The organism is Vibrio diabolicus (genome assembly GCF_011801455.1).
Lineage (GTDB): Bacteria > Pseudomonadota > Gammaproteobacteria > Enterobacterales > Vibrionaceae > Vibrio > Vibrio diabolicus.
On the sequence record NZ_CP042451.1, the window covers coordinates 1,783,093 to 1,804,682 of the forward strand.

Sequence of the window (21,590 nt, forward strand, 5' to 3'; positions counted from 1 at the left end):
TTAAGTTTCGCGTTTTATTTTGTTGATAACCAATCAAACAAAGGAAGCGCTCATGAAACACCATGCACAAATTTCTGCAGATGGCTTTACTTTAGACATCGTCTATCCAATGCATCCGCTTTGGAGCCAAGTTATCGAGCATGTTTCTCAGCGTTATCAAGAAGCATTCTTTGCCGAGCTGAAACAATTTATGCCGGCGTATTTAACCCTCATTGAAGGCGCTCAAATTATTTCCGTATGCGGCTTTCGCATCGCCGAATATGAGCCCTTGTTCCTTGAACAGTATTTAGAAGACGACGCTCAAAAGCTGGTTTCTAACGTATTTAACTGCGACGTAAAACGTTCGAACTTAGTGGAGTTTGGTCACTTGGCATCTTTCGCTAAGGGCATGTCATCTCTGCACTTCTACCTGATCGCAGAAATGCTGGTCAATCTCGGTTTTGAATGGTGCATCTTCACCGCGACAGACCCTCTTCACGCAATGATGGCGCGTCTAGGATTGGAGCCTCATATCATCGCGCAGGCCGATCAAAATAAAGTCCCCTATGCCAAGTCCACTTGGGGTTCGTACTACGAACATCAACCGCGTGTGTTAGCTGGTAATTTGCAAAAAGGACTAGAGCGCCTTCGATTAGTCCAAGAAAGAAAACGCAAACAAGCCTAGATAGAAAAGTAAACGTCGTTAAAACCGCAAACACAGCCAGAACAACTTGGTTAAACACAACGCCAGAATATAGGTGATGTATGAATATTCTCCTCGATGCCATTACAAAATGGGCAAAAACGACACCAGACCGAATAGCATTTGTCGGCTATGAAGCGGGTCAAACGGTTGAACTGACTTACTCTAAATTGTTAAGAAAAATCGAACTCGTTGCCACCGAACTTATTGCATACAATATCAAAGCACTCGCGCTACGCGCAGAAAATAGCATTGATTGGACCATCGTTGATTTGGCAGCGATGGCAGCCGACATTGTCGTCGTACCTATTCCGACTTTTTTCTCTGATGCTCAAGTAGAGCACACGCTAGAGCAATCAGGAGTCGACGCTTTAGTCGGCGATTGGCAAGCATGGTTGGCTTCTCATCCTAAGCAAAGCTTTAACCAGCAAGACCATTCGTTTTCCATTGCAAATTTGCCTTTGCTGCGTCGTAACCAGTTGGGAGATGAAGATACACAGGTAGCTTATCTACCAGAAACCGGAAAAATCACCTTTACCTCTGGCTCGACTGGTCAGCCTAAAGGCGTGTGTTTAAGCAATGATCATTTGTGTTTGGTGGCGAAATCGCTCGCCGACGCAGTAAACAGCGCGGAGCACTCACACTTAGTGCTGCTTCCGTTATCGACGCTTCTCGAGAACATAACCGGCGTTTATGTTCCACTCATGTTGGGCGTGACGTCATATATTTTACCCGGAGAGCAAACCGGCCTACTCGGTTCGAGCCAACTCGAACCGGGTTTGTTTGCACAAGCATTAGTGACCATCAAACCAGAAAGCTTAGTGCTAACACCGGCTTTATTGCTTGCGCTCATTCACATCGCGAAACAACAGCCCTCTCTTGTGGATTCTCTAAAATTTGTCGCCGTTGGCGGCGCAAGAGTGTCGTCGCAACTGATTAACACCGCGCATGCGCTGAACATCCCTGCGTTTGAAGGTTATGGCTTGTCTGAATGTGGCTCCGTCGTTTGTTTGAATATACCAGCCGCATTTAAAGCAGGAACGTGTGGCAAACCACTTCCCCACGCTCAGATTCGTATCGCGGAAGATGGTGAACTGCTCGTCAAAGGCAACGTTGCTCTTGGTTATTTGAATGAGCCGTTTACTAAAGAATGGTTAGCAACTGGCGACTTAGCCCAAATCGACGCGCAAGGTTTTGTCACTCTCTCGGGGCGCAAGAAGAACCTTATCGTCACCGCATATGGCAGAAATGTCTCACCGGAATGGATTGAATCAGAAGCGTTGGCGTTTTTGCCGATGACGCCACTGATCGTTACAGGTGATAGCCAACAAACATTATGTGCTGTCATTGCCAATAGCGAAGACGTCGAAGCAAAGGTTCATACATTAAACCAAACCCTACCCGATTACGCTCAAATCCGAACCTTGTTGCTACTTGACAACCCACGAGCCATCTCTGGTTGGTACACGGATAACGGCAAGCTCAAACGAAATCAAATCGAACATGATGTGGCTCAGTTATTGGCGAGCACAACGCCTGAATTAACGCTGCAAGCGCAAAAGATCCAACGCATCGATTTGCCCTTCCAGCAACACATTACGTCTTTCCAAACTGCATCTTAGTTAACGGCTTCTTAAGGAGAAGGTTATGACTTTATTTTTCGAACAACTCAAACAAAGCACTGCCGCTGCTCAACAAGCAATGTTAACTGCGCCAGTCATCGCAGACGTTCAACAAGGCAACATTTCCAAAGATATGTATATCGCCTTTCTAACCCAAGCTTACCATCACGTTAAGCACACTGTTCCCTTGCTGATGGCGTGTGGAGGCCGACTATCTGGCGAATACGAATGGGTACGAGATGCCATTGCCGAGTACATCGAGGAAGAGAAAGGCCATCAAGAATGGATTTTAAATGACATCAAAGCGTGCGGCGGCGATGCCGAAGCAGTGCGCAACAACAAAGATGTAGGTCAAGTAGGTGCACCGATTGAACTGATGGTTTCCTACCTTTACCACAACATTGACCGCCACAACCCACTCGCGCTGTTTGGCATGGTGTGGGTATTAGAAGGCACCAGCGTCGGCATTGGTGGCCAAATGGCTGAAAAAATCCAGTCAACGCTAAGCCTACCGCCTTCGGCAATGACTTACCTAGTTTCACACAGCGTGTTAGACCAAGATCATCTGCAATTTTTTGAATCACTGATGAACAAAATCACCAAAGTGGAAGATCAGCAAGTCATCATCGACTCCGCAAAAATGGTGTTCGCATTGTACGGACAAATGCTGCGTTCTTTGCCTTCTTTCTCAACCCAACAAGCGGCGTGAGGTGAAGCATGATCATTAACAACAGCACCATTCTCCTGACAGGCGCAACAGGCGGAATTGGGCAAGCCATCGCGCAAGAGTTAGCAAAACGCGGTGCCAGCCTCATTCTTGTTGGGCGAAACGAAGAGAGCTTGCAAACACTACAGCGTGAACTGTCGAATCCAGAGCGCCATAACCTAGTCGTTGCAGACATCACCTCATCAGAAGGATTAACTGCGATTAAAGCTCGAGCGCGCCGACATCAAAGAGTGGACGCACTGATTAACAATGCGGGCAGCAACGATTTCTCGTTGTTAAGCCACAAACGACCAACGCAGATTACAGACGAAATCCAACTCAATCTCGTTGCGCCGATGCTGCTGTGCCAATCAGCGTTAACGTGGTTAAAGCAGCCTGGGGTGATTCTCAATATAGGTTCCACATTCGGCTCAATTGGCTACCCAGGCTATACCTCCTATTGCGCGGCAAAAGCGGGGTTGCACCGTTTTACCGAATCGCTCGACAGAGAGCTGTTCGCAACCGGAATCCGTGCGCTGTATTTGGCACCAAGAGCGACAGAAACCTCGCTCAATAGCGATGCCGTCAATGAAATGAATCGACAACTGGGTAACAAAACGGACTCGCCGCAAGTTGTAGCCGATCACGTTGTCACCATGTTGGAAAAAGAAATTTCCGCGAAATGGATTGGTTGGCCAGAAAAGCTTTTTGCGCGCATCAATCAACTGCTTCCAAGCGTGGTTTCTTCTGCGATTCGTAAGCAGCAAGAAACCATTCACCAATACGTAAACCGAGTCAGTCACTGAAGAGGACATAGACGATGAAGACCAAACAACTATTTTGCGCTTTGACGATTTGTTCAACGTTAGCTTCGACCGCTGCGTTGGCAAGTAATACTCCACTGCAACAGGTTCAAAAGAAATGGGCGGAATGTCAGTACAGCACGCCCGATGGAGACGAAAAGGAACAATGCTTCCATCGCGCGATTGCCAAAACCAGTATTTATCTCGACAGAGAACCGGGCAATCCCGAACTCACTGTTTGGCTGGCAATCAATAAAGCATCGCTGGCTGGTGCTCAAGGTGGCTTGGGTGCACTATCACTCGCCAAAGAAGCCAAATCTTTACTCGAAGGGGTAATCGCAACTTCACCGCAAGCGCTTGATGGATCTGCATACACCAGTTTAGGTTCTCTGTATTACAAAGTTCCGGGGTGGCCAATTGGCTTTGGTGATGACGATAAAGCCGAAGAAATGTTGAAAAAAGCGTTAGAGATCAATCCAAAAGGCATCGATCCGAACTATTTTTATGGAGACTTCCTTGCAGAAGAAGGTCGAGACAAGGAAGCGAAAGTGTATTTGACTCGCGCAATGCAGGCGTCACCTCGCCCTGACCGACCTTTGGCTGATAAAGGTCGAAAACTGGAAATTGAAGCGACTCTTGGGAGTTTGAAATAATCCATGCGCTTATTACTCGTAGAAGATGACAAACTACTCGGTCAATCCATGGTGACTTCATTAAGTCGCCATGGGTACACCGTGGATTGGGTGGAAAAAGGCTCTGGCGTGACTAGCGCACTCAAAACAGAAGCGTTCACCGCCGTAATATTGGATCTCACTCTCCCCGATATCGATGGATTGGAAGTTCTGCGTAATATTCGCAAAGGCGGATTTAAGCTCCCAGTGATGATACTTACCGCACGAGACGACATTCGCGATCGCGTTCAAGGCCTTGATGGCGGCGCAGATGATTACCTCGGAAAACCGTTTGCACTCGAAGAGTTGCTCGCTCGCTTGCGTGTGTTGATTCGCCGTCAATCCGGTAGTGCAGAAGAAATCATTCAAGTTGGGCAGTTATCTTTATCCTTATCGGAACAAAGCATTCGCTACGATGACGCGCCGCTTAAACTCACACGCAATGAATTTAAAATCCTCACCAGCTTGATGACGAACGCCGGACGCGTGCAAAGTAAGGAGCAATTGCAACAATCACTACACGGCTGGGATGAAGGTTCAAGCGACAACGCTATCGAAGTTCATATTCACAATTTGCGTAAAAAAGCGCCCAAAGTGGTCATTAAAAATATTCGCGGTGTGGGGTACATTCTTGAAAGATAAGAAGTCGTACTCGATCAAACGTCAGTTAACTCTATCAGTAGGCGTGTTGGTAAGTGTTCTCTTACTCATCTCACTTTATTTCAGTTTCCAATCTGCGAAGCACGAGGTCGAAGAAGTTTATGACGCTAGGCTTGGACAATCCGCAAAATTAATGTTGCTGACGCTCTCAATTTCAACGGAAGAGAGGGCTCTCGCTAACCATCGAGAATTATTTAATGAGTGGATGGAAAACATTGAGTCAATGTCAAAGTCTGACGATGACAATGTCACAACGTTCGGCCACCCTTATGAACAAAACTTGGTTTTTCAATTCTATCGAGACAACACACTAATCTGGAGCTCTGATCAAACCTTGCACGCACTCTCTACATCCTTTGATAATAACGGCTACGCTGATATCGTAAAAGACGGCACACAATGGCGTACATTTCAGATTTCACTGCCACAAACAAAACATGATAATGAATACGTCGTGGTTGCAGAAAAATACAAGATACGTAAAGAGATCATTCACGAAATTGCCCTATCCACATCAATAGAACAATTGCTGATACTACCAACTTTGTTGCTTTTGCTGTTTTGGTTGATCGATAAACATTTCCGACCGATTAACGACCTGCGCACCGCCATCACACAAAGAAACGTACACCGATTAGATCGCATTCATGTAAAAGACAACACCGTTGAACTCGCACCACTTATCGATTCACTCAACTCGCTCCTCTCTGAACTAGAGTTAGCCTGGCAAAGAGAGAAACGCTTTACACGTGCTGCAGCGCATGAACTAAAAACCCCACTAACAATCCTTCGTCTTAACGTAGAAAATGCACTTGAAAGTAATGATCCGAAGCAACTGAGAGGAGATTTACACAACATTCTGCAAGGCATTAAACGCACTGACCGCCTTATCCATCAGCTACTGACTTTAGCTAAAGTAGATAGCTTATCAGAACGTGTATTCGACACCGTTGAGCTAACCCCTTTGTTGCAAACCGTTGTTGCTGATTTGGCACCGTTAGCATTGAAGCAGAAGCAAGACATCAGTTTATCATCTTCCAACATCGCTATATCCGGTGATCGAATGTTGTTAGAGGTGTTATTTCGTAACCTCGTCGATAATGCGATTCGTTACTCCGGCGAGCACAGTGACATACAAGTCAGCGTCACTGAGAACAATAATACAATCAAAGTCTTAATTTCCGATACAGGCCCAGAAATCCCGAAAGAAACTCGTGAAAGAATCTTCGAACAGTTTTATCGGGGTCATTCCGAACTTGGCGACGGGGCGGGTTTAGGGATGTCAATTTGCAAAGACATTACAGTACTACACCGTGCAACACTTGAGCTCATTCCCAGAGAAAATAGTAGGAATACGTTTGTCGTCACTTTCCCAAAGTGCTAACAAAAGCGATACAGACCATAACGTGTTTAATTTATGTTCCAGCCGAACATGAGCTTCATTCCACACTTACATAGACATACCAACACTTACACTACTCGACCATAAACCCACATTATAATTCACGTTTATTTCACGCTTGCTTTGTTAAAAACAACACAACATAACAATTAAACTATTCGAATAAATATGAAAAACTTATCTAAGGGCTCTGTGTGGGGGCCTTTGCAGCCAATTGCTGCTTTTTCTTTGTTTTCACTTATATTTTTGTCTATCTCACGCGTTTTGCTCGCCTTTTGGCAACTTGATCGAATTGACTCTTTCAACGACTTAATTTACATCCTAGGCCAAGGCCTACGCGTAGACATTGCAACACTGTGCTGGTTATTCATCCTCCCTGCACTGCTTTCAGCCCTAATGCCATTAAACGGCAAGATTGGGCATTTCTGGAAATGGATATTGCGCATATGGATGGTTGTAGGGCTTTGGATTCTCGTGTACATGGAACTGGCAACGGCACCATTCATTCAGGAATATGACCTACGCCCAAACCGTCTGTTTGTGGAATACCTTATCTATCCGAAAGAGGTCATGAGCATGCTTTGGACTGGCTATAAGCTAGAGCTGTTTATTGGCGCGTTAGGCACGGCATTAACTCTAGTTTTGGGTTGGAAGTGGAGCAAAAAACTGACCGACAATGCACAGCAGATCAAATGGAAGTGGCGCCCACTATTAGCCATTTTTGTTGTACTTCTTGGTGTTGCAGGCGCACGCTCGTCTTTAGGCCACCGCCCACTAAATCCTGCCATGGTGGCATTTTCTAACGATCCACTGCTTAACGACTTAGCATTAAACTCATCTTACTCACTGCTGTTTGCTGTCAACAGCATGAAGTCAGAAAAAAGCGCAGAGCAGTTCTACGGCAAGATGGATAATCAAAAGATGCTGGAGCTAGTTCGCGCTTCGTCAAAAAAGTCCGACTTTGATCCAACATTGCTTCCAACCATGAACAGTAACCCCGCGACTTACCATGGTAAACGTAAGAACTTAGTGATCTTGCTACAAGAGAGCTTAGGAGCACAATTTGTGGGTTCTTTGGGTGGTCTGCCTCTTACGCCAAACCTAGATGAACTCATGGCTGAAGGTTGGCAGTTCACGCAAATGTACGCAACGGGTACTCGTTCTGTTCGTGGTATCGAAGCTGTAACCACGGGTTTTCCACCATCCCCTTCTCGCGCAGTGGTGAAACTAAGCAAAAGCCAAACAGGCTTCTTTACCATCGCAGACTTACTCAAAGCACAAGGCTATCACACGCAATTTATTTATGGCGGTGAAGCAAACTTCGATAACATGAAAACCTTCTTCTTCGGTAATGGTTTTGATCAAATCGTCGAAGAAGATAATTACAATAACCCAAGCTTTGTTGGCTCTTGGGGGGTCAGTGATGAAGACTTATACAGCAAAGCAGACGAAGAGTTTGAACGCCTTTCAAAAAGCGACAAACCTTTTTTCAGCTTAGTTTTTACGTCAAGTAATCACAGTCCTTATGAGTATCCGAAAGGTAAAATTGAGCCATACGATTCCGAATACATGACGCGTAACAACGCGGTGAAATATTCAGATTACGCTTTGGGTACGTTCTTTGAAAAGGCGAAAAACTCATCCTACTGGGATGATACTATTTTCATTGTCATTGCAGACCACGATGCCCGCGTGTCTGGCGCTAACTTGGTTCCAGTTAAGCACTTCCACATTCCTGCATTGATCATTGGTAAAGACATTCAACCACGTAAAGATGACCGTATCGCAAACAACATAGATATGCCGCCTACGCTGTTGTCTCTTATTGGCGTAGACGCCAAAACGCCGATGATTGGTCGTGATTTAACGAAACCACTGGCTCGCGAAGATGAACGCGCAATGATGCAATACGACAAAAACTTTGGTTATTTAACGCGTGACAACCTAGTTGTGCTTTCTCCTGGTGAAAAAGTATCGACCCTGGCGTACGACTTTGAAAGCCAAACCATGAAACCGCTAGAAGTCGATGAATCCGTTATTGAACGCGCAAAAGCAAACGCATTGTTTGCATCTAAGGCGTATCAAAACAACTGGTACGCTTCGAAACGTACCAACTAATATCCGCTGATTCAGTTAAAAGGGAGCCAACTGGCTCCTTTTCTTTATTCTGTAAGACTCTTCACTCTTAGAGTACATGGAGGAACGCACACTTTGTATCTAGAAAATCATAGTTCACATGTAGAGGATGAACTTTTCAGGATTGTGTTCGATAACTAAGGCCAACACGTAAACAACGAGGCTTGTTGATATCAAGCCAAACAGAAAACTGACCCGAAATACCATCGTTGTTATCGTGATAAAACCATAGGCAAATACACCACTATTAATCATAGCGTACAAATTATCCAGACCAAAACTTGGTAAGGGTGCGCTAATAAATAGGAGTGAAAACATCATAATATTTGAAATTTTTTTAACCCAACTTGGTTTTTGTAGATAAAAACCCGAAATAGAAAAGGACAACAACAGCAATGGCACTAACCCATAATAAGTAAATTTGTAATATGGCGTAATCCAATCTGAACTCTGGTTTAAGAATAGTATTATGCAAGTAACAATGGTCGATGATAACGCTAAAGAAAAACACTTTGTTCCTTTGTAAGGTTTGTCTTCAAAGTTAAATAAACTAAAAATTCCCACTGCAATACCAAGAACAACCCATGCAAATGTCACTAGCTGTAAAAATGCGATCTCTTCGCGGATGGCAAAAAAGCCAAAGTAAATAGCATGATAAAAAGACCAAACCATACCAATTGGTAAACCCAAGGAGAGTTTTTCTAGGAGAATTTCTGACTGCTCTTCGTAATGAATAGTCCACCATACTAGTGCGACATAAGCGAGCAACACACCAAAAATGACAACATATTGCGCTTCTGAGATACTGATAATCATTGGAACTAAGGCTAGGGTTAAGCCAATGATAACAAATAGAATCTGGTAACAAATCGCGGGTAATGTGCAAATAAGTCGCCAAAATACCCTACCGATATCTTGAAGAAGTTCGTAGGTTTGAGCGATAAAATAAGCAACAGCAGCGATAAGAAGCAACACTCCACATAGTTTCATCAGGTTAACTAAGTTAAATAGTTTCACCCAGTCACTACTTTCTTCGGCTTGCTTCAGCTCTTTTTGAGCGTCATCAATGTGAGCGAGTTTCAATAAGGCATTTTTTCTGTCTTCATTTTCGAGAAAGTGTCCAAACTCTTGGTTTGCTTCACTCTCCGTTATCACTCCATTTTTGTAAAGAAGATAGATAGTTGAAAGGCTCACTCTTTCTATTTCTGTAAGATCACGAATTTTTTCTTTATTATTAATTTCATTGATAGTTAAAATTTGACTTTCTTTCTTTTCTATATTTTTTGCTGAAATACTTAATGAACATGTAACACAAAAAATAATAATTAACAGTGAACTAATCGTTTTACACATATGAACGGGATTGCTTTTGACAAGGAAATGTCGAGAAGATAAATGGAATCAAATACAAAGCAAACGATATGTTCATATGCTCGATCCTGAGCCAATAAAATTGAAAGTGATACTTCTCACTATTTCAAACAAGGTACTTTAACTTGGTCTACTGACAAAGCCTGTCTTACCCTTCCGTTAGATTCAACCTCATACTTCTAGTAAATTGAGAAACAGACCATGCTAACTATCAATTCATTCGTCCTCTATGTTGAGGACATCCACGTAAGCCAAGCTTTTTACTCGAAACTGTTTGATTGTGAGGTCACGTTTTTGTCTCCAACATTTGCTTCTATGCCACTCGCAAATGGCTTAAAACTGACACTCAAGCAAAGTGATGTTCTTTCCCCTTCCAGCGACATCAAAGGTGGTGGCACCGAGTTATCATTTGCAGTGCGCAACCGCCATACGTTAGAGCACGTTTACAACAGTTGGAAAAACATGGGCGTTGAGTTTGCTCAACCACCAATGACTTCGGTGTATGGCTTAAATTTTGTGGCTACCGATCCGGATAAACATCGCATTCGCGTTTTTATTAGTGAATAAAAATGCGTTAAAAATGCTTTTTACCCATTCCCAATGTGACTTCAATAAATTAGACTCAGGGAAACATCAAAAGCTGCGTAGTATATAAGAAGGAATGCCCATGAGCTCAAGTATGATCCTTAGCGAATCTCTAATCGAGAGTGGAAGAGATATCCCCCTCAAAGAACTGCTTTATGCAAAGCGCGTGCTGGATAACTACATGGCGGTAGCAAAAGAGAGCAGCCCACTTGAGCTGTTGACAGAGATGAAATCGGCAGCAAAGCAAGTGGAATACTTTACCACTACGAGTAACCCGTGTGAGGCTCGTAATGTCATCAGTCAGATGATTGATAAAATCGACACCGCGGAATCTTTTGAGTCGTTCAAGGCTTTAGCAGGCAAGCCCTCACTAGCTCTCAATGAGCTGATTGAAGATCGCGCCCAACTGATTAAACATGAGCGAGAATTGCTGCTTGCTTCAGGCTATGACGCCTCGCGTATCTAAGAATAAACGTTAGCTCCCGAGTTTAAAGCTAGCAACGAAAAAGGAGCTCTTAAAGAGCTCCTTTTACTTTCCAAAATCAGGTATAAAAGATCTAGAGGCCGATATCTTCAGTTATTGCTTTGATTTGCTTGAGATCCATTTTATAAACTTCAATCATTTGATCGACCTGACTTAGTCGTGAATTGGCTTCATCGTGTTTATCACACGCGTCCGATTTCACGTCCCAAGATTTACCTTCCAAAAATACATCACACTCTTTTTTGAGTTTCTCGATCTTAGGCAATAATTTCGCCCTTTCTTTCTCTAGAGACTCCAATTCTTGCGAAATTTTCAGCTCTTTTTGAAACACCTCGCGCGATCGTTCAAAGATAGTCGCTTGCATATCCGCTTGACGACTCAGCTTCTCATTTTCTGACTTTGTCGTGTTGATCTTATCTGCCTGTTGTTTCAATTGAGACTCTAGCGACAGGTTAACTTTCTCGACCTCAGTCAATTGCTTTTGTAACTTCTTAAGCGCTTTCTCGTGCGCTTCATCTTTCGCTGCGAGCAGTTCAGTGACTTTATCTTGTATTTCTTGGTCGAGCGCTTCTTCGCGCACTTTTACTTGAGACACCAACTGCGTTTTATCTTGCGTCAACGCTTGGTATTTTTCTTCTAGCACATGATAAGTCGATTCCCACTTGTTCGCAGTGACAATCGATCCAACAAGGCCACCAAATGCCAAGCCTAATACCGCAGCAATCGCGATATAGATATGAGTACGTTTGTCACGCTCTTCAATGACAACAACGTCGTCTTGTTCTTCCATCTTGTTCTGAGAACTCACCGTATACTACTCCAAGGACTCTTTTACTTTGCTAGCGGATCAATTCCGCAAACATAATCGATGCTGTATAAATCAGAAAGGCGCAAATTAATGTTATAACGGTCGCTTTTTGGACTTTTTCATTGGTTCGATAACGAAACAGCACAAATGCTACTGCAATCAACACCGCAATGGCTAATAATCTGGTCATACCGCCTCCTTGTCCACTTATGAAAAACTGCCTAGGTCCATAGACGGTTTCACAAAGATTTATTGTAACTCATTTATACGCCCCATAAGGTCAACTTAGCGTAGATTTTAAAATAAGTGCTTCGATTTTAATCAAATTTGTGTTCTCAATTGAATAACTTATGCCGTAATAATCGAAACACATTTATCGTTCTGAAGTGTGTTCTTGGTTCTATTCCCTAGCCCAATGAGTTTTGTTTATGCAGTTACTCACACAAAAAACTTGGTAAACATAGCTTCGTGAAAATAAGTGGGGTTATTTCGTTGAAAATAAATTGATATAGGGTGTTGAAATAGACCAAAAACATGATAGAGTTCACACGTTAATGATGACCAGCATCATTAACTAACCTTTACTCATTTAATTGAGTAATTGTTCCGATGAAGACTGCAGGAGAGTGGTTATTAATCAAATTGTAACATTTGATTAGCATAACTCGCCGAAGAATTAACTATTTCAGGTGCTACCTAGGTAGCGGGGACTGTAGTTGGAGGAACCTCTGGAGAGAACCGTTAAATCGGTCGCCGAAGGAGCAAGTCTTGCACTCACGCAAGGTGAAACTCTCAGGCAAAAGGACAGAGGAGTGGAAAGTTACAACCTAACTATTTTGCTTGGCCTTCCCGCCTACAACCAATAGCTTAGTTCTTTTAGAGATCGTTGATCTCGTCCTTTCCCTCTTCTCCTTATTAGTTGTTTTATTAAGGGGAAATCATGAACGACCTACAATCTTTACTACAAACCATCGATAATTTTGTCTGGGGTCCACCACTGCTTATTTTGCTAGTGGGTACCGGTGTTTACTTCACTTTTAGCCTCGGCTTGATCCAGTTTAAACATCTCCCAACAGCGCTAGCGATGGTATTCAGTAAAGATAAGTCATCTGATAAACAAGGTGACGTTTCTAGCTTTGCAGCACTTTGTACTGCGCTCTCAGCAACGATTGGTACTGGTAACATTGTTGGTGTTGCCACCGCGATCAAACTTGGTGGACCAGGTGCCCTATTCTGGATGTGGCTCGCCGCCCTTTTCGGAATGGCGACTAAATACGCCGAATGTTTGTTAGCGGTTAAATACCGAAGAGTAGATGATAAAGGCCAAATGATTGGTGGCCCAATGTACTATCTGCAATACGGTGTTGGCTCAAAAGCCCTCGCGATCATGTTTGCAGTGTTTGCTTTGGGTGTTGCTTGTTTTGGTATTGGTACGTTTCCACAAGTAAACGCGATTCTGGATGCAAGTGAGATATCTCTCGGTGTTGACCGTGAGCTCTCTGCCTTTGTACTGACTCTTTTGGTTGCTTTCGTAACTTTGGGTGGCATCAAATCCATTGCTAACGTTGCAGGAAAAGTGGTTCCTACCATGGCTGTATTTTACGTGTTGGCGTGTTTAAGCGTGATCATCATGAATGCAGACCAATTGTTCAATGCCGTTGAACTAGTGTTGGTATCAGCATTTACATCAACAGCAGCGACTGGCGGTTTCTTAGGTGCAAGTATCATGCTGGCGATCCAATCAGGTATCGCTCGTGGCGTATTCTCAAACGAATCTGGTTTGGGTAGCGCGCCTATGGCAGCAGCGGCAGCGAAAACAGACTCTTGTGTGAAACAAGGCCTGATTTCAATGACAGGTACCTTCTTTGATACCATCATTATTTGTACCATGACGGGCCTAGCCTTGATCCTTACTGGCGCATGGCAAAGCGACTTTTCTGGTGCAGCAATGACGACTCATGCCTTTGCGGTAGGTTTAAATGCGGATACATTTGGCCCAATGCTGGTGTCAATTGGTTTGATGTTTTTTGCATTCACAACCATTCTTGGATGGAACTACTACGGTGAGCGTTGCGTTGTGTTCCTCTTTGGTACAAAAGCGGTGCTTCCTTATAAGCTGATTTTCGTTGCTTTGGTGGCATCAGGCGCGTTCCTCCATCTAGACATGATTTGGCTACTCGCCGATATCGTAAATGGTCTGATGGCGATTCCTAACCTAATCGGTTTGATCGCACTGCGTCACGTCGTGCTGGCAGAAACCAAGCTGTTCTTTAGCTCAGCATCGCAATCTGATCAAATTGAAGCAGTAAAAGCTTAGTGACATGACAAGTGTTCAGTAATGAACCGTCAATCGCTGAAAGTAAATTGGAAATGGTAAAAACATAAAGCCCGCTGGTATTCAGCGGGCTTTATTTTATCTTAAGTTAAGCGGTTAATCTCTCAACCATTGATGCTCAACCTTTTCTCCACGTTCTTGAAAAAACTTCGCATTTTTTTGCTTGAATTGATCCGACTTCAGCTCTGATAGCGGCCAGTCTGAAAACGCCTCTGTTACGAACGAATCTCCAACCCCAACTTCAATCGATTCAAGATGCTTCCCGATGTAGCGATAAAAGTAGCTCTGCCCCAGTGCATCACAAACCATCGGCACATGTCTCATGCGTTGATGGTTGACGGATACTGAAGCCCAAGTTGTCGTTTTAGGTTCGCAACTTTGCTCTTTTACAACATCAACTTCAAATTTATTGTCCATTGTTGTCGAGACAAAAACGACAATACCGTCATTCATATACACACGTCGAAGTAATAGCTGTTTCGTATCTTGAGTTCGCGTCTGTTGTATTCCATTGGAAAATGGCTCGAAATAGCCCCAGTGCCAAGACCAAGTCATGCCACGTTGCGCAAACTGTACCTGTGGCCATGTCTGCCAAACAATGGCACCAACCACGCCAGTAATAAACACAACGAGCAATATCAAAAGGTGGTAAATATTGCGCATTACACGGGCTTTTCAATCAATAACTTTACGCCAAGTGCGACTAAGACAGCGCCCGTCGCCCCTTCCATCCACTTCATAAAGCTTGCATTCTTTAACAGGCTCTTAGCTGAGTTAAGTGCGCCAGCCAAACCACACTGCCAAACCATCGCAATAATAAAGTGCACGGATGCCATCATCATTGATTGAAGCAAAGGAGAACCTTCTGGATTCACAAACTGTGGCAAGAACGCCAAGTAGAAAACTGCCGTTTTTGGGTTCAAGACGTTAGAAAGAAAGCCCTCTCTAAAAGAGCGTTTGCCATTAAACACTTCATGAACCTGCTCAGTCACTGACAAACCATTCTTCGACGACATCAGGGCTTTTAAACTGCTCAGACCAAGCCAAATAAGATAAGCTGCACCAATCATTTTTACGATTTGGAACAACTCTGCAGATTGCGCCAGAATGGCCGAAATTCCAACCGCTGAAAAGAAAGCATGCACAAATAAGCCAAAGCAAATCCCTAAACTGGTTGTACATCCGTCTTTTAAACCCGCGCGACTGGTATTACGGATAACAAGGGCCGTATCTAAACCCGGCGTTAGCGTTAAAATAGTGATGGCAATAATAAATGCCTCAAAATTCAAGATATCCATATTATCGTGATAATTAATTGTTAATCCGTCATCAATACCGTCAATCCACGAGATTCGCAAGCTTCTTTTTTAAGAGAGCTATACAACTGAGTGAATTTATGGACAATGAGTGACGATTAATTGTTAATTATTAGTAAATTAACGCAGGTTGTTTCGTGCAACTCGACGTAAAGGACCCGTTATCGGGTGTTTAGGGAAAGAACAAAGAATAAGAGTAGTCACATGAAAGCATTTACAAAACTCATTGAACATTCCAAAAAAGTGGCAAACTTTGAGCACCTCTCTTCCATCATAGGTTGGGACCAAGCAGCGGTCATGCCATCTGGTGGCGCTGAAGCGCGCTCCAATGCTATGGCAGAACTTGATGTACACATCCACTCATTAATGACTCAGCCACACTTGGGCGAACTTTTCGCTCGGGCAGAAGAAGAGACGCTATCTGCAAGTGAAAAGTCCATCCTACGAGAAATGAAACGTGAATGGCAACAAGCTAACTTGCTACCAGAATCATTAGTTCAAGCTCAATCTCTTGCTGGCTCCAAATGTGAACATGCATGGCGTACGCAACGCGGAGAAAATGACTGGTCTGGCTTTGAAAAGAACTGGGCAGAAGTCGTCAAACTATCGCAAGAAGAAGCGCAAATTAGAGCCGAAGCAAACGGCACAACGCCTTACGATGCCATGCTTGATATTTATGAACCAGGCACAACGTCTGCATCGTTAGACACGCTTTTTGCTGACGTAAAAACGTGGCTACCTTCCTTGATAGACGAAGCGCTTGAAAAACAGCAATCAGACAACATCTTATTGCCAACTGCGCACTACCCTGCGGAAAAACAAAAAGCGCTGGGACTGGAAGTCATGAAGCTACTTCAATTCGATTTTGAACACGGTCGGCTTGATGAAAGTGTCCACCCATTTTGTGGCGGTGTACCAACAGATGTGCGTATTACAACACGTTATGATGAAAGCGAGTTTGTCCAATCATTGATGGGGATCGTCCACGAAACTGGCCATGCCAGATACGAGCAAGGGCTACCAAAAGATTTAGCAGGAACACCAGCTGGTCAAGCCCGCTCTATGGGAATTCATGAGTCACAGTCGCTCTTCTTTGAAATGCAAATAGGACGAAACAACGCATTTATCGACCACCTTGCTCACATGGCTTCCAAGCATTTTTCTGGGGATGAATTTGAAAAAGACAATCTAGCCAAAATCTACACTCGAGTAGACAAAGGCTTTATTCGCGTAGATGCGGACGAATTAACATACCCTGCCCACGTTATTCTTCGATACGAAATTGAACGTGATCTTATTAACGGTGCCATCAAGCATACAGACGTACCAGAGCTCTGGAACGAAAAAATGAAAGCGTATTTGGGACTCTCAACGGAAGGCAATTTCAAAAACGGCTGTATGCAGGACATTCATTGGACAGATGGAAGTTTTGGATATTTCCCGTCTTACACTCTCGGTGCGATGTACGCAGCCCAGTTCATGGCCGCAATGAAGCAAACAGTAGATGTGGACGCGGTTATTCGCTCTGGCGATCTGACGCCGATATTCGATTGGCTGTCGAAGAACATCTGGAGTAAAGGTAGCTTATTAACAACAGATGATCTCGTAAGAGAAGCAACGGGTGAAACACTAAATGCTAAGCACTTCCAAGCGCACCTAAAAGGCCGCTACTTGTAAATAGAAAAAGAATAGAACGTAAAAGCCCAAGGTTCGTATGTTCCTTGGGCTTTTTTAAGCTCTTTCTATGCTATGCCAAGCTAGGGATAAGTCTGGGCTTGTACAAACAATCCTCGCCTTCAGGTCTGGTTTTAAACCGACGGTGCAGCCACATATATTGGCTCGGACTTGCCATGATTGACGTTTCAACTATCTTATTCACGAAAACTGCCGCACCTTGAGGATCTTCTTTCGGGAAACCGTCGACTGGCGCACTAATCGTCAAGGTATAGTGTCCGTCTTTTCCTCTTACCATCGTAAAAGGCACGATGGCACAATCTGTCGAATCAACCAGCAGACTTGTACCTGTCGTCGTGCAAGCATTTTTAACGGCAAATAATGGCGCAAACGTTGAGCGTCGGTTTCCATAATCATGATCCGGTGCATACCAGACCCGCTCACCCGTTCTAAGCGCTTCAAGCATGGCTTTAACGTTCTTGCGATCAATAAGCGTACGATTAGAGCGAGAACGCCCCTTGTATTGAAAGTAATCAAAACACGGATTGTTGTTTGGGCGATAAACACCAGTTCCAGACTTTTTAATGCCAAAAGCACGAGCACCTAACTCTAAGTTCATCGAGTGTACGGCCAACATTAATGCCCCTTTGCCTGATTTTTCTAAAGCCTGGAGGTGCTCCATTCCTTTTATCGTAACGTGTTTGTTTACCCGTTTATCAGACCAAAACCATGCCATCGCCGTCTCAAATAGCGCAATACCTGTATTGTCGATATTGTCTTTTAAAATTGCTTCGCGTTGGCATTCTTCCATCTGAGGAAAGCAAAGTTCAAGATTGCGCCTAATCGTAACTTGACGTTTTTTCATGATTCGCATAGCTAAACGGCCAATGCCACGTCCTAATGCTAACTGAACTTTGAAAGGAAGGAGACTGAGTAAGTACATCACGCTGATGATAATTAAGGTTCCCCAGTAACGAGGCAAAAGAAATTCAGCCTTGAATTCAGGCTTTTGGTATTTATTCATGTGAGTATTGTCAGATGTGCCCATCTATAAGTGATAAAAACAATGATAATGGACTGCACTTTTATCATTGATAGCGCTAATAACATAAATTAAAGCGCGCGGATTCTATGGTTCTTCGACACACTACACAATAAGAACTTTGCAGAAATATGTAGGGGGATGAAAAAGCAGCAAAGATGAATCACCACGTTAACATCGATTGGAGTGATTAATCTACCGCACTTTCATAAAGTTTGGACAAACATAACTTTGTGTTTTCAATGCGCTAGATAATGGTGTTTTTTTAACCCCATAATGCAGCTATCATGAAAATAACAATAAACATGATAATCATTACCCTGAACAAGTAAGACAACTTTCCGGTGCCACCTTTTGGCGCTTGGTTACAGCATCCCATTGTGTTTCTCCATCGTTTCATTTCGATATGGCATTAATGTACTCCTTGACCTTAGGGGAAAGTCAAACCTTTACCTAAAGGTTCTAATTTATCGCTATAAGTGTTTATTTATCCGACATATCACTCGTTTATATCCCATGGAAATAAAGCGCGTTGTTTTCAGCTCATTTTCGGATAAATACATACCGTTTTTCGCTATATACCCACTATTTATGAGGAATCTACAATACGCGAGTCTTACTTGTAGCACGCTACTTTTACAACCTAGAAGCTGTGCGCTCATCCATTAAAGGTATCGAATGAGCAATATCGTTAAATCCGCCGTTAAATTGAGTGTTTTCTCTATCATCATGATCACCGTAACTTCGGTCGACAGCATAAGGAACATTCCTGGGGCGGCTTTGTTTGGTAGCCATGCCATCTCTTTCTTCTTACTTGCTGGGTTCTGTTTTTTTGTCCCTACAGCGCTAGTGTGTGCTGAGCTAAGTACCACTTATCCAGAGCAAGGTGGTGTATATCTTTGGGGCAAAGAAACACTAGGGCCAAACTTTGGCTTTGCCACCGTGTGGTATCAATACGCTGAAAATATTGTTTACTATCCACCTTTAATTTCATTCATTGTTGCAACGGGGGCCTACCCTTTTTTCCCAGACCTGGCGCAAAACAACATGTTTATGTTGGTGATGATTAATGTGATTTTTTGGGCGTTAACTTTAGTTAATATCTTTGGCTTGCGCCTCTCTTCCCTGATTACAAATGTATTCGGCACCCTAGGTTTGATATTTCCGATTCTATTGATTATCGGATTAGGCGGGTACTGGGCGTATACCCATCCTGGTGAGTCTCATATCTCGCTTCGCCACGTATCTGACTGGTTGCCGGACCTTTCTCAAGATGGGATCGGAGCGGGTTTTACTGCGGTAGTTCTTTCACTGACAGGCCTTGAAATCACGACCTCTTATGCAAGCGAAGTCGAAAATCCGCAAAAAGCCTATCCCAAAGCTCTGCTGATCTCCACAACCTTAATCTTGGTTTCTCTGACGGCGTGCTCACTGTCTATTTCTTCGGTCGTCTCAAGTGACCATTCTAGTTTGAGTGAAGGAGTGATACTTGCCTTCAAAGCTTTTTTTGATGATCTGCACCTCTCATTCCTGCTGCCTGTCATTGCCCTTGCTATTGTTTTTGGCACGCTTGCAAGCCTGAATAACTGGATAATCGCCCCAACTAAAAGTCTGCATGTTGCCGCAAAAGATAGTTTCATGCCGATGTCGCTCGCCAAAGAAAACCGCAACCAAGCCCCCGTCTCATTGTTGCTCTTGCAAGGCACGATTGTTAGCGTGCTCTCTTTGGTTTTCATTTTTGTTCCTAACGTCAATCAAGGCATGTGGTTATTGAATATCCTGATGACTCAGCTCTATATGGTGATGTACATCTGTATTTTTGTTAGCTTTTTGGTCTCACGCTACAAACACGCAGATATTGAGCGCCCATTTCGAGTTTCGGGCGGAAAAATAGGAATGTGTTTAGTGGCTGGGTTAGGCTTGATGAGTTGCTTGGTGACGATTGTTGTATCTTTTGACGTGCCAGCAGGAATTAGCGCAAAAACTGGTGCATATGCACTGATATTAGGATTTATCACATTTAGCCTCCCAGCGTTCGCCGCCGTGATGTATCGCAATCGAAAACATCGTCAACAAAGCAAAATGCTTGAGGTACTAGTAAGTTAACTATTGGATTGACATTAAAAAGCCGCAGCAATTTCTCGCTACGGCTTTTTATTTGGCATCACAAGTAGTGTTGGTTATCCGTGTCCTACAGTCTTGGATAACAGATTCACGATCATCACACCAGTGAGGATAAACCCAATACCAACAATCGCAGGCACATCTAGCCGCTGTCCATAAACAAAGTAGCCAACCGTAGCAACTAAAACAATACCCGCTCCACTCCATATGGCGTAAACAACCCCAACAGGCATCGTTTTTACCGTGACGGAAAGCAAGAAGAAAGCAATGCCGTAACCAATCAGAACGACTGTGCTAGGCATCATTTTCGTAAATTGCTCTGTTTTGGGAATATAGGAAGTGGCAATCACTTCACATACAATCGCGATCGACAGCGCCAACATTGGCGGCATAGAGACAAGCATTTTGAACATAAGGCATTAACGCTCAACAGAAATGTAACCGACAACACGTCCGGATAATTAGGTCGCGCATTATACCCAACTCATCTCTCGATGGAATACCTCTTACTCAAGCAGCTTCAAAATGCAGGATTCACAGCGTGATCACTTGAATATAGAGACATTCACACGCCATCGCTTTCACTCACTTCTTGATGAGTAAGCGACAGGCCTGCTTTTTCGTGCTGCCGGGCAATTTCAAAGTAGATGTGCATATCAATTGGCTCTGGTGTATTGAGCAGCATCTTGCCCACTTCTCGTTGAAAGTGACCATAATTACCTAACTCATCCGTCAACCCTAACTGCTCGTAAGAAGCTTCATTGGCAAACATTCCATAGGCATACTGATAATGACTTAGATCCTTGCTCTTATCATAACCAAGCTCTTGAAGGGCTTGATCAATTTCTTTCGGCGTATAAGTGTCTTTATCGCCAAACAAGCGCAATAGTACGCTAGGAACCTCTTGAGCGATGCTCTGAATTTTTGTCTTTCTTTTAAAAATACCGAACATAATGTCCTCCACTGACGATGTTTCCAAATACACACTTTAATGCATATTGGTGAGCTAATTGTTTTTAGTATGGCTCATTAATCTGAGACTTCCTTACAACGAAATCACTTTCGCATATTAACGTGATCACATAATTACCAGCAAATAGTACGAACAGCGTTTCAAACATATCTCATCAGAAACTCCGCTCTAGTCACAATTGTGTGACAGCTTCGAG

At 43.6% G+C, this 21,590-nt stretch carries 21 protein-coding genes and 1 riboswitch; of the genes, 13 read left to right on the forward strand and 8 right to left on the reverse strand.

From position 1 onward, the window contains the following. The first annotated feature begins 52 nt into the window (after positions 1-52). The 8 genes from FR741_RS08590 to FR741_RS08625 all read left to right on the forward strand — a co-directional run bounded on the left by FR741_RS08590 (position 53) and on the right by FR741_RS08625 (position 8,664). Positions 53-664: a thermostable hemolysin gene (locus tag FR741_RS08590; protein ID WP_167426629.1), complete on the forward strand. Its 612-nt coding sequence runs from the start codon at positions 53-55 to the stop codon at positions 662-664. A gap of 80 nt (positions 665-744) precedes the next feature. After that, positions 745-2,304 (forward strand): AMP-binding protein, encoded by a 1,560-nt coding sequence (locus FR741_RS08595; RefSeq protein WP_167426630.1) that lies wholly within the window; start codon positions 745-747, stop codon positions 2,302-2,304. A gap of 25 nt (positions 2,305-2,329) precedes the next feature. Beyond that, positions 2,330-3,013 carry a TenA family transcriptional regulator gene (locus FR741_RS08600; RefSeq protein WP_006741597.1) on the forward strand — a complete coding sequence of 228 codons (684 nt, stop codon included), beginning with the start codon at positions 2,330-2,332 and terminating at the stop codon, positions 3,011-3,013. An 8-nt stretch (positions 3,014-3,021) separates the two neighbouring features. Continuing rightward, a complete protein-coding gene (locus FR741_RS08605; protein WP_109168398.1) occupies positions 3,022-3,816 on the forward strand; it encodes an SDR family oxidoreductase in 795 nt (264 codons plus the stop codon). Between the two features lie 14 nt (positions 3,817-3,830). Next, positions 3,831-4,466, forward strand: a complete 636-nt coding sequence (locus FR741_RS08610) for a tetratricopeptide repeat protein (protein WP_167426631.1) — start codon at positions 3,831-3,833, stop codon at positions 4,464-4,466. A 3-nt stretch (positions 4,467-4,469) separates the two neighbouring features. Further along, positions 4,470-5,126, forward strand: coding sequence for a response regulator (locus FR741_RS08615; RefSeq protein WP_005393404.1), 657 nt, complete (start codon positions 4,470-4,472; stop codon positions 5,124-5,126). Beyond that, positions 5,116-6,528, forward strand: a complete 1,413-nt coding sequence (locus FR741_RS08620; RefSeq protein ID WP_167426632.1) for a sensor histidine kinase — start codon at positions 5,116-5,118, stop codon at positions 6,526-6,528. Before FR741_RS08615 ends, FR741_RS08620 begins: the two co-directional genes overlap by 11 nt. A 186-nt stretch (positions 6,529-6,714) precedes the next feature. Continuing rightward, positions 6,715-8,664: an LTA synthase family protein gene (locus FR741_RS08625; protein WP_167426633.1), complete on the forward strand. Its 1,950-nt coding sequence runs from the start codon at positions 6,715-6,717 to the stop codon at positions 8,662-8,664. Between the two features lie 114 nt (positions 8,665-8,778). Here FR741_RS08625 and FR741_RS08630 read toward each other — a convergent pair whose 3' ends face one another. Further along, positions 8,779-10,035, reverse strand: coding sequence for an MFS transporter permease (locus FR741_RS08630; RefSeq protein WP_167426634.1), 1,257 nt, complete (start codon positions 10,033-10,035; stop codon positions 8,779-8,781). 219 nt (positions 10,036-10,254) lie between these two features. Between FR741_RS08630 and FR741_RS08635 the strand changes: the two genes are divergently transcribed. Next, a complete protein-coding gene (locus tag FR741_RS08635; protein WP_005393412.1) occupies positions 10,255-10,620 on the forward strand; it encodes a VOC family protein in 366 nt (121 codons plus the stop codon). A 100-nt stretch (positions 10,621-10,720) separates the two neighbouring features. After that, positions 10,721-11,104 carry a hypothetical protein gene (locus FR741_RS08640; protein WP_005393414.1) on the forward strand — a complete coding sequence of 128 codons (384 nt, stop codon included), beginning with the start codon at positions 10,721-10,723 and terminating at the stop codon, positions 11,102-11,104. A gap of 91 nt (positions 11,105-11,195) precedes the next feature. Here FR741_RS08640 and FR741_RS08645 read toward each other — a convergent pair whose 3' ends face one another. Further along, positions 11,196-11,930 carry a hypothetical protein gene (locus FR741_RS08645; protein ID WP_046874891.1) on the reverse strand — a complete coding sequence of 245 codons (735 nt, stop codon included), beginning with the start codon at positions 11,928-11,930 and terminating at the stop codon, positions 11,196-11,198. A 31-nt stretch (positions 11,931-11,961) separates the two neighbouring features. Further along, positions 11,962-12,120 carry a hypothetical protein gene (locus FR741_RS08650; RefSeq protein ID WP_167426635.1) on the reverse strand — a complete coding sequence of 53 codons (159 nt, stop codon included), beginning with the start codon at positions 12,118-12,120 and terminating at the stop codon, positions 11,962-11,964. A gap of 528 nt (positions 12,121-12,648) precedes the next feature. Beyond that, positions 12,649-12,748, forward strand: a riboswitch (glycine riboswitch). Positions 12,749-12,870: 122 nt separating this feature from the next. Here FR741_RS08650 and FR741_RS08655 point away from each other — a divergent pair. After that, the gene (locus tag FR741_RS08655; RefSeq protein WP_005393417.1) at positions 12,871-14,247 is read left to right on the forward strand and encodes an alanine/glycine:cation symporter family protein; all 1,377 of its coding nucleotides are present in this window, start codon (positions 12,871-12,873) and stop codon (positions 14,245-14,247) included. Between the two features lie 114 nt (positions 14,248-14,361). Here FR741_RS08655 and FR741_RS08660 read toward each other — a convergent pair whose 3' ends face one another. Together FR741_RS08660 and FR741_RS08665 are read right to left on the reverse strand one after the other, a co-directional pair. Further along, entirely contained in the window at positions 14,362-14,928 is a 567-nt protein-coding gene (locus FR741_RS08660; protein WP_005393418.1) for a hypothetical protein, read from the reverse strand. After that, positions 14,928-15,563 (reverse strand): LysE family translocator, encoded by a 636-nt coding sequence (locus FR741_RS08665; protein ID WP_005393419.1) that lies wholly within the window; start codon positions 15,561-15,563, stop codon positions 14,928-14,930. Before FR741_RS08665 ends, FR741_RS08660 begins: the two co-directional genes overlap by 1 nt. Positions 15,564-15,785: 222 nt before the next feature. On the opposite strand from FR741_RS08665, the gene FR741_RS08670 reads away from it, so the two are divergent. Continuing rightward, complete coding sequence (locus FR741_RS08670; protein ID WP_167426636.1) at positions 15,786-17,258, forward strand: carboxypeptidase M32; 1,473 nt, start codon at positions 15,786-15,788, stop codon at positions 17,256-17,258. A gap of 70 nt (positions 17,259-17,328) precedes the next feature. Here FR741_RS08670 and FR741_RS08675 read toward each other — a convergent pair whose 3' ends face one another. Further along, on the reverse strand, positions 17,329-18,279 hold the full coding sequence (locus tag FR741_RS08675) for an LpxL/LpxP family Kdo(2)-lipid IV(A) lauroyl/palmitoleoyl acyltransferase (RefSeq protein ID WP_167426637.1): 951 nt from the start codon (positions 18,277-18,279) through the stop codon (positions 17,329-17,331). Positions 18,280-18,975: 696 nt separating this feature from the next. On the opposite strand from FR741_RS08675, the gene FR741_RS08680 reads away from it, so the two are divergent. Beyond that, positions 18,976-20,403 (forward strand): APC family permease, encoded by a 1,428-nt coding sequence (locus FR741_RS08680; protein ID WP_167426638.1) that lies wholly within the window; start codon positions 18,976-18,978, stop codon positions 20,401-20,403. A 74-nt stretch (positions 20,404-20,477) separates the two neighbouring features. On the opposite strand, the gene FR741_RS08685 is transcribed toward FR741_RS08680, so the two are convergent. Both FR741_RS08685 and FR741_RS08690 read right to left on the reverse strand, forming a co-directional pair. Further along, positions 20,478-20,813, reverse strand: coding sequence for a DMT family transporter (locus FR741_RS08685; RefSeq protein WP_174856104.1), 336 nt, complete (start codon positions 20,811-20,813; stop codon positions 20,478-20,480). A 173-nt stretch (positions 20,814-20,986) separates the two neighbouring features. After that, positions 20,987-21,373 (reverse strand): DUF6559 family protein, encoded by a 387-nt coding sequence (locus FR741_RS08690; RefSeq protein WP_167426640.1) that lies wholly within the window; start codon positions 21,371-21,373, stop codon positions 20,987-20,989. Positions 21,374-21,590 lie beyond the last annotated feature (217 nt).